At 69.8% G+C, this 8,700-nt stretch carries 10 protein-coding genes; 2 read left to right on the forward strand and 8 right to left on the reverse strand.

Translation table 11 applies throughout. The annotated features are described in order from the left end of the window. Positions 1-127 precede the first annotated feature (127 nt). From QM624_RS18005 to def, 6 genes are all read right to left on the reverse strand, one after another. Positions 128-937: an amino acid ABC transporter ATP-binding protein gene (locus QM624_RS18005; protein WP_415094389.1), complete on the reverse strand. Its 810-nt coding sequence runs from the start codon at positions 935-937 to the stop codon at positions 128-130. A gap of 61 nt (positions 938-998) precedes the next feature. Further along, positions 999-1,667, reverse strand: a complete 669-nt coding sequence (locus tag QM624_RS18010) for an amino acid ABC transporter permease (RefSeq protein ID WP_415094371.1) — start codon at positions 1,665-1,667, stop codon at positions 999-1,001. Continuing rightward, a complete protein-coding gene (locus tag QM624_RS18015) occupies positions 1,667-2,470 on the reverse strand; it encodes a transporter substrate-binding domain-containing protein (protein ID WP_415094373.1) in 804 nt (267 codons plus the stop codon). The genes QM624_RS18010 and QM624_RS18015 overlap by 1 nt, the downstream gene beginning before the upstream one ends. Positions 2,471-2,628: 158 nt before the next feature. Next, positions 2,629-3,255, reverse strand: coding sequence for a GNAT family N-acetyltransferase (locus QM624_RS18020; RefSeq protein ID WP_415094375.1), 627 nt, complete (start codon positions 3,253-3,255; stop codon positions 2,629-2,631). Then, a complete protein-coding gene (purB, locus tag QM624_RS18025) occupies positions 3,252-4,604 on the reverse strand; it encodes an adenylosuccinate lyase (protein WP_415094377.1) in 1,353 nt (450 codons plus the stop codon). The genes QM624_RS18020 and purB overlap by 4 nt, the downstream gene beginning before the upstream one ends. Positions 4,605-4,669: 65 nt before the next feature. Next, entirely contained in the window at positions 4,670-5,260 is a 591-nt protein-coding gene (gene def, locus QM624_RS18030) for a peptide deformylase (RefSeq protein WP_415094379.1), read from the reverse strand. A gap of 103 nt (positions 5,261-5,363) precedes the next feature. Between def and QM624_RS18035 the strand changes: the two genes are divergently transcribed. Beyond that, a complete protein-coding gene (locus QM624_RS18035) occupies positions 5,364-6,278 on the forward strand; it encodes a tyrosine recombinase XerC (RefSeq protein ID WP_415094381.1) in 915 nt (304 codons plus the stop codon). Between the two features lie 64 nt (positions 6,279-6,342). Here the strand turns inward: QM624_RS18035 and QM624_RS18040 are convergent, their stop codons facing one another. Further along, positions 6,343-6,936: a DinB family protein gene (locus QM624_RS18040; RefSeq protein WP_415094383.1), complete on the reverse strand. Its 594-nt coding sequence runs from the start codon at positions 6,934-6,936 to the stop codon at positions 6,343-6,345. A gap of 69 nt (positions 6,937-7,005) precedes the next feature. After that, on the reverse strand, positions 7,006-7,932 hold the full coding sequence (locus QM624_RS18045; RefSeq protein WP_415094385.1) for a peptidoglycan DD-metalloendopeptidase family protein: 927 nt from the start codon (positions 7,930-7,932) through the stop codon (positions 7,006-7,008). A gap of 365 nt (positions 7,933-8,297) precedes the next feature. Here QM624_RS18045 and rpsB point away from each other — a divergent pair. Further along, positions 8,298-8,700 (forward strand): 30S ribosomal protein S2 (rpsB, locus tag QM624_RS18050; RefSeq protein ID WP_415094387.1); only part of this gene is annotated, 403 nt, incomplete at its 3' end.

Consider the following 8,700-nt stretch of genomic DNA (forward strand, 5'->3'; position numbering starts at 1 on the left):
AGCAGGCTGGAGGCCAGCAGGTCGTCGAGCGCAGCGGACGCCGCCGCGCGGGCGTCCGGACCGGGACGGGCGGCCAGGGCGCGGGCGACCAGGCCGCCGGTCAGCGAGGAGCGGATCATCGGCCAGCTCAGCCTGCCGGCAGCTCCACATGCAGATCGCCATCGTCGTCGGACGGCTTCGGCCGGTGGTGCGGGGTCTCGCTGCGGGTATCGGCGAGGAACTGCTGCGTGCGTTCCTGTTGCGGGTTCAGCAGCACCTGCTCGGGGGTGCCCTCCTCGACCACGTAGCCGCCGTCCATGAACACCACGCGGTTGGCGACGTCACGGGCGAACGACATCTCGTGGGTGACCACCACCATCGTGGTGGACGCGTCGGCCAGGGCGCGCATCACCTGCAGCACCTCGCCCACCAGCTCGGGGTCGAGGGCGCTGGTCGGCTCGTCGAACAGCAGCACGTCGGGCTCGACGGCGAGCGCCCGGGCGATCGAGACCCGCTGCTGCTGGCCGCCGGACAGGGTGACCGGGTACTGCTCGACCGTGCGCCCGGTGATGCCGACCGACGCCAACAGCTGCCGGGCCTTCTCTTCGGCGGCGCCGGCGGCGATCTTCTTCGGGCCGAAGGTCTGCGGATCGGTGACGTTCTGCAGCGCCGTCCGGTTCTTGAACAGGTTGTGGCTCTGGAAGACCATGCCGGTGTGCCGGCGCAGGTCGCGGGCCTCGGCGCGTCCGAAACCGGGCGCGGTGACCGTGGTGTCGTGGATGCGCAGGGTGCCCTTGTCGGGGGTCTCCAGCAGGTTCAGGCAGCGCAGCATCGTCGATTTGCCGGAGCCGGAAGGCCCGATCACCGCCACCACCTCGCCGCGCCGGACGGCCAGGTCGATGTCGGCGAGCACGACGTGGCTGCCGAAGGACTTCTTCAGCCCGGTCACTTCGAGCACCGGACGGCCGTCGGCGTCGGGCGCGTGGTCGGTGGTCTGGTCGGGAACGTCGATCATCGGATCACCTCGTGTAGGGACGGTCGAGGACCCGCTCCACCCGGCCCTGGAACCAGGTGTAGGCCACCACCAGCAGCCAGTAGGCCAAGCCGACGACCAGGTAGGTCTGGAAGTAGTACCCGGTGGCGGACGCCTCCAGCTTGGCCTCGGCGAACATGTCCACCAGGCCGAGGACGAAGACCACTGAGGTCTCCTTGAGCAGCGAGATGAAGATGTTGCCGGTCGCCGGGACGGCGTTGTGGATCGCCTGCGGCAGGATCACCCGCCGGTACACCTCGGTGGCGGTCAGCCCGGACGCGATGCCGGCCTCGTACTGGCCGCGATCGACCGAGGCCAGCGAGGCCCGGAAGATCTCGGCCAGGTAGGAGGCCTCCTTCAGGCTGAAGCCGATGATGGCCGCGCCCATCGCGTCCAGGTTCGACATCGAAGGGATCAGCTGCGGCAGGCCGAAGTAGATCAGGAACAGCTGCACCACGGTCGGGATGCCGCGGAAGAACGAGATGTAGGCGATGGCGATCTGGTTCAGCACCGGCACCTTGAGGAACCGGATCACCGCCAGCGCCATGCCCAGCACCAGCGCGATCGCCATCGACACCAGGGCCAACAGCAGGGTGATCGGCAGCGACACCGCCAGCCGGGGCAGCAGCGCGACGAATGCGTCGAAGTTGAACATCAACTCTTCTTCGCGGTGACGTCGGTGCCGTAGTACTTCTCGGACAGCGCCTTCAGCCGGCCGTCGCCACGCATCTTCTCGAACACCTCGGACAGCTTGGTGCGCAGGTCGCCGGTGGTGGTGTTCCGGGTGAACGGCAGGGCGATCTCGTCGTAGCCGACCGGGTCGCCGATGTAGTTGAACAGGGTCTTGCCCTCGCGCTTCTCCTCGGCATGCAGAATGCCGTCGGAGTTGATGTAGGCGTCGACCTGGCCCTTGATCATGTCCTGCATCGCGGCGTCGCGGGTCTCGTACGGGCGGGTCTTGAGCGCCACGTTGTGCTCCTTGCCCCAGTCCTCGATGCGGCGCAGGTTGTCGGAGCCGAGGACGCCGGAGACGGTCTTGCCGGCGAGATCCTCCAGGGTCTTGATCGTGGTGTTGTCGGCCTTCGTGACCACCTGGGCGCCCAGGTAGGCGTAGGTGGCGGTGAAGTCGAATTTGTCCTTGCGGGCCGCGGTGACGGCGACGTTGTTGGCGACGGTGTCGAGGCGGCCGGCCTCGAGCTGGCCCATGATCCCGCTGAACTCGGCGGTGGTCCACTGCACCGTGTAGCCGAGATCCTTGGCCGCGGTCTCCAGCAGTTCGACGTCGTAGCCGACCAGCTTGTCGCCCTCGCGGAAGCCGTTCGGGTAGGACTGGCCGGTCGAGCCGGCCCGGATGACCTTCTCGCCCGAGCCGCTGGTGCCACTGGAGCAGGCCGACAGCAGGATGCCGCCGAAGGCGGCCGCGGAGCCGAGGATCAGGGTGCGGCGGGAGGTGTTCATCGGTGGCCTTCCGGTGTGGATGCGAAGCGTCGAGTCGGTGCGCCCGAGGTGACCGCGATGGGCACGGTCGGTCGGGCAGCAATAGTCATACCATAAGGATCGCGGGCGGATGGGGAGTGGTCTCACCGCCCGCACGGCCGCGGCTGTGTGGACTCGAGTCAGGCGTTCGCCGTGGTCAGTTCCTCGACGAGTTCGGCGCTCAGTCCCAGCCGTGTTCCTCGGGCGCGGACGGCGCCGGTGTCGAGCACCCGGATGAAGTACCGGGTGACGTGCCCGAGCCCCAGGTCGCGGTCCTCGAACGGACGCCAGCCGAGCCGGGCGTAGTGCGCCACCAGGAAGGCATGCTCGCGGGCGGTGCCGAGGCTCACCGCGGGGGCCTTGAGCGCGGCGCCGAGATGATCCACGACCGCGTCGGTGATCAACCGGCCCAGCCCGCGGCCCTGCTGCTCGGGATGGCTGGTGATCCAGGACAGATGCGGGAACGCGAACGGCGCCGGGTTGGGGCTCCACGGCATCCGGGCCGAACAGCTGGCCAGCAGCCGTCCGCCGTCGTCCAGGACGAACGACAGGTTGCCGGCGATGTGCGCCAGCACCGTGTCCAGGTCGGCCTCGGCCGCGACGAACCAGCGCCGCGATTCGGGGTCGGCGCGGAACGAGGCCCGGATCAGGTCGCGGTAGGCCTCGGCGTCCGAGACCCGGGTCGGGCGGACGACGCCCAGCACGGTGCCGTCCGCCGCGAGCAGCGGACGGCCGTCCGGGCCGATCTCGGCGTCGGGAGCGTTCACCCCAGCGCCTCCGCGGCCCGGGCCAGCACCCGGTCGACCGCCGCCGGGGCGTCGCCGAGATAGTTGAGCGGGTCGAGCCAGCCGTCGATGGTGGCCCGGTCGAAGCTCGCGGTCACCCGGGGGTCATCGGCCAGCACGTCGGCCAGCGGACGGCCGGTGTCGATGGCGGCCATCGACGCCTCGTAGACGATCTGGTGGGCGGTCTGCTTGCCGAGGCGTCCGCCCAGCTCGAACATGGCCCGCTCGGAGAGGATCAGCCCGCCCTGCAGGTGCAGGTTGCGCAGCATGGCGGCCTCGTGCACGACCAGGCCGTCGAGCACCCGGTGCAGGGTGGCCAGCTGACCGGCCAGGTAGATGTGCAGCTCGGGCAGCGCGATCCATTCGGCGCGCCAGCTGATCGCGTCCCGCTCATGGACGGTCGCCATGCCGTCCAGGGCGAGCGCGGCGGCATGCTTGACCGCTGCGGTGAGCGCCGCGGCACCCTCCAACAGTGCCGGGTTGCGCTTGTGCGGCATCGTGGTCGAACCGATCTTTCCCATCGCGAACGGCTCGTCGACTTCGGCGATCTCGGTGTGCATCAGGGTGGACAGCTCGGTGGCGATCTTGCCCAGGCTGGCCGAGATCAACGCCAGCAGCTGGGCGTACTCGGCGATCCGGTCACGGGAGGACTGCCACGAGATGGTCGGCGCGGCGAGGTCGAGCAGGCCCAGGGTGGCCTCTTCGACGGCCCGGCCCCGGGTGCCCAGCGAGGCGGCGGTACCGACCGCGCCGTTGATGTTGCCGGTCAGCACCCGGTCGGCGACGTCGTCGAGACGGTCCAGGTGCCGCAGCAGCTCGTCGAGCCAGACGGCGACCTTGAACCCGAAAGTCGTCGGCAGGGCCTGGACGTAGTGGGTGCGGGCCGCCATCGGAGTGTCCCGGTGACGCTCGGCCAGCCCCCTCAGATCGCCGGCGACCGCACGCAGATCACGACGCAGTATCGCCAAGCCGTCGCGGATCTGCAGCACCGCGCCGGTGTCGACGACGTCTTGGGTGGTGACGCCGAAGTGCACCCATTCGCCGGCCTCGCCGGCGGCGTGCTGCAGGGCGGCGACGGTGGCGTTCAGGCTGTGCATCGCCTTCGCGCCGGCCTCGGCCAGCTCGGCCAGATCGAACTCCTCGGTGGACGCGGCGGCGATCCGGTCGGCGGCGTCGGTGGGAATGATGCCCAGGTCGCCCTCGGCCCTGGCCAGCGCTCCCTCCACGGCGAGCTGGGCCCGCAGCCGGGCCTCCTCACTCCAGACCGCACGCATCTCGGCGGTGCCGAAACTGTTGCCGATGGTCAACATGTCGATGACGTGCGAGGCCATGGAGGGCGGCTCCTGTTCGTGTGGTGACAACGGCAGCCACCCTAGTGTCGGTGCGAGGGCGCGGGTCAGTCCTCGGACGCCGAGGTGCGGCGCGGGGTGACCGGCCAGTCGTCGGGGTAGAGGTGGGCGAGTTCCTCGTGCTGCTTGCTGAGCAGGCGACGGGCCCGGGTGGACAGCCGGTCGCCGAACACGGTGCCGCCCAGATGGTCGGTCTCGTGCTGCAGGCAGCGGGCCAGCAGGCCGGTGCCCTCGATCCGGATGGGGTTGCCGTCGCCGTCCTGGCCGGTGCAGACCGCGGTGTCCGGACGGGCCAGCACCTGATAGGCGCCCGGGTAGGACAGGCAGCCCTCTTCGGCGGACTCGAGCGTCCGGCCGCGGGCATCGGGAACGGTCACCTCGGGATTGCAGACCACGCCACGATGAATGACCTCGTCGGCGTCCGGGCACTCGAAGACGAAGATGGCCAGGTCGATGCCCACCTGGGTGGCGGCCAGGCCGACGCCGTGCGCGGCCCGCATGGTGGCGAACATGTCCCGGGCCAGGCTGCGCAACTCGTCGTCGAACGTTTCGACCGGCCGGGTCTGGTTGTGCATCACCGGGGTGCCCCATCGGGTGATCGGTAGCACCGTGCCGCCACTGGTCAGATCGTCGCTCATAGCCGCCCTTCTCTCGGCCGACACGGTACTAGGAAGTGCGCACTCTCGTTGCTCACAGCTCGTCGAGACCCGCCGCGGGCACGCCGGACGTAGGCTCGCCCGCATGGGTGCGGACCTGATCGAGGCGTGGGTGCGTCACCTGGGCGCCGAACGCAATATGTCGGCCAACACGGTGCGTGCCTATGCCGGCGACCTGGCCCACCTGGTCGACTATCTGGACCGCACCGGGTCGGGCGAACTGGGCGACGTCGATCTGCGAACGCTGCGTCGGTGGCTTGCCGGCATGCACGCCGCAGGTGCGGAACGAGCCACCATGCAACGCCGAGCGGCCGCCGCCCGGGTGTTCTTCGCCTGGGCGCATGCCACCGGACGCCTGGCCGCCGACCCTGCCACCGGGCTGCGGTCGCCGCGGGTGGACCGGCGGCTACCCGCCACCGTCGAGGTCGATCAGGCCCGGCAGATGCTGGAGGCGTTGGCAGACCGAGCGGGCGCCGAAACCGACCCGGTGCTGCGTGCCCGCGCCCTGCGGGACGTGGCGATCGTCGAGGTGCTGTACGCCGGAGGTGTCCGGGTGGGGGAGCTGTGCGGGCTGGACGCCGGGTCGGTCGATGCCGAGCGCCAGGTGCTGCGAGTACACGGCAAGGGCGACAAGGACCGCACCGTCCCGGTCGGCGACCCGGCGCTGCGGGCACTCGAGGCGTGGCGTTCGGTGCGCGACCTGATCGCCGCCCCACAGGCAGGAGAGGCATTGTTCGTCGGTGATCGGGGGGCCCGGATCGATCCCCGGGTGGTGCGACGCCTGGTGCACCGCGCGGTGGCCAGCGTGCCGGATGCCCCCGACCTGGGCCCGCACGGCCTGCGCCACGCGATGGCCACCCACCTGTTGGAGGGCGGTGCCGACCTGCGCAGCGTGCAGGAGATCCTCGGCCACGCCTCGCTGGCCACCACGCAGATCTACACCCATGTCAGTGCGGAGCGGCTGCGGACCGCCTATCAGCAAGCGCACCCTCGGGCCTGAGCCGCTCCCGGACCCCGTTTCGACGAGCTCGACCACCACAGTCGTTGTGCCGGACGCCCGGAGCTCATCCCCCGATCGTGCCGGGTGCGGCGACATAGGGCTGGAAGAACGGGTTCGCCGGGACGCCCTCGAGCGTCATCACCAGGGCGGGAACCGCCATGCCGTCGATCTGCTCGCGGATGATGTCGGCGTGGCCGGCGTGCCGGGCCATCTCTTCGACCTGGTGCATCAGGTAGTAGCGGGTCAGGATCGGGCGGGCGTCATGGATGCCCTGCCAGGGTGCGGGCGGGGCTACCGACTCGGCGCCCGGGTCGCTGCCGGCGATCGCAGCCAGATAGGCCGTGCGGGCGGCATCGAAGGCCGCCAGGACGTCGGCCATCGTCTCGTCGTCGGCGACTACGAATCCGGATTGGTAGCGCAGGTAGTCGTCCTGACTGAGCGGAGCGGTGCTTATCCCTTCGGCCAGGTTGCGGGTGGTGCCCTCCATTCCCTGGGTGACGTGCTTGATCAAACCGCCCACCGAGAGCGTGCTGCGGCAAGGCGTCTGCCGGGCCTGCTCTTCGGTGAGGCCGTGGACGGCTGCCCGGATCGCGGTCAGCTGCTGATCGACGTAGTTGGCCAGACTGGTGGCCTCGTCGTGGCGTTGCGGTTCGTACATGGTCTCCACCTCGCTTCGGATCGGTTGATGCCAGTCTGGACCTCGCCGCCGACATTCCTGCTGGCCGGGTCACAGCAGCCGGGCCGGGTCGACGAGGCGTCCGTTGATCTTGGTGGTCAGGTGCAGGTGGCAGCTGGTCGACCAGCCGGTGCTGCCGACCAGTCCGACCACCTGGCCCCGCTTCACCTTCTGGCCATTGCGGACCTGGTAGCGCTTGAGCGCATGCAGGTAGTGGGTGGTGAGCCCGCCGGCGTGCCCGATCACCAGGCGATGCCCGCCCGAGGAGTCGTAGCTGACCGACTGCACCACGCCGTCCGCCGCGGCCCGGATCGGAGTGCCGCAGGAGGCCTGCAGGTCGACCCCGGCGTGCAACCGCCACTCGTGGAAGATCGGGTGGAAGCGACGTCCGAACGGCGAGGTGATCCGGCCGCCGACCGGGTTCAGCAGCAGGCCCGAACCGGTCACCGGAACATCGCCGGAGGCCAGCGCCGACGCCCGTTCGGCGGCGAGCTTCCTGGCGCGGGCCACCGCGGACGCCGGCAACAGCCGGACGTCGGAACCGCCGAGCGGGTCGAGATACTCCTCGCCGCGCTTCAACCCGAAGTGCAGACAGCCGGCAGGGCAGTGGCCGGCCTCGACCGTTCCGATCACCTCACCGGCTGCCACGTGGTCGCCGACCCGCACGCCGGCCCGAACGGGCTCATAGGTCGTCCTCAGCTCGCCGTGCACGATCGTCACCACGCCGCGGCCGGCAATGACCTGGGCCACGCTGACTTGCCCGGCCGCCGCGGCGTGCACATCGCTGCCGACCGGCGCGGCCAGGTCGACGCCTCGATGGCCCGGCAGCCAGTCCTGCGCCGGTGGGTCGAAGCCGCGCACCACCGGGCCGGGAACCGGACGCGCCGAGCCGAACGCCCAACTCGGCGGCGCACCCGCCACCACCACCAGGTAGGCCAGCGCCAGCACCGCTCCCAGCCGGGCGACCGTACGAACCATGTCCGTTCACCTCCACGCTCATTGAGCGCCCGGCGAGGAGAAAGTGTTCAAAATCGATGAGAGGGGTCTCGACAAGCTCGACCAGCGGTGGGGGCTCGACAAACGGTGCGGCTGAGCGGTTTCGACAACCCCAACCCGGGCGACGTAGAATCAGCCTCAGCGATCCGGCAGATCCGGGTCGACTTCGCATGCACCTCGAACCGTCGCGCACGACGGGTTGCTTTCCGCGGTCCCCACTAGGGGAGGAAGGCGACGGTCGCATCAGGCGGACCGAAAAGCTCGGTCCGAACAACCTCTAGCGGGTTCCGCCCGGTCTCGGCACACGACCGAAGATCAGGGCCGCGCCCGCGCGGAAAGGAACGGCAATGGCCGTCGTCACTACCCGTCAGCTGCTCGAGAGCGGTGTCCACTTCGGGCACCAGACCCGCCGCTGGAACCCCAAGATGAAGAAGTTCATCTTCGCCGAGCGCAACGGCATCTACATCATCGACCTGCAGCAGTCGCTGAGCTACATCGATCAGGCCTACGGCTTCGTCCGCGACACCGTCGCGCGCGGCGGGCAGATCCTGTTCGTGGGCACCAAGAAGCAGGCACAGGAGGCCATCGCCGAGCAGGCCACCCGGGTGGGCATGCCTTACGTCAACCAGCGCTGGCTGGGCGGCATGCTGACCAACTTCGCCACCATCAGCAAGCGGATCGGCAAGATGAAGGAGCTCGAAGGCATCAACTTCGACGACGTCGCCGCGTCCGGGCTGACCAAGAAGGAGC

This window comes from Micropruina sp., from assembly GCF_047606365.1.
Classification (GTDB): Bacteria; Actinomycetota; Actinomycetes; order Propionibacteriales; family Propionibacteriaceae; genus Micropruina.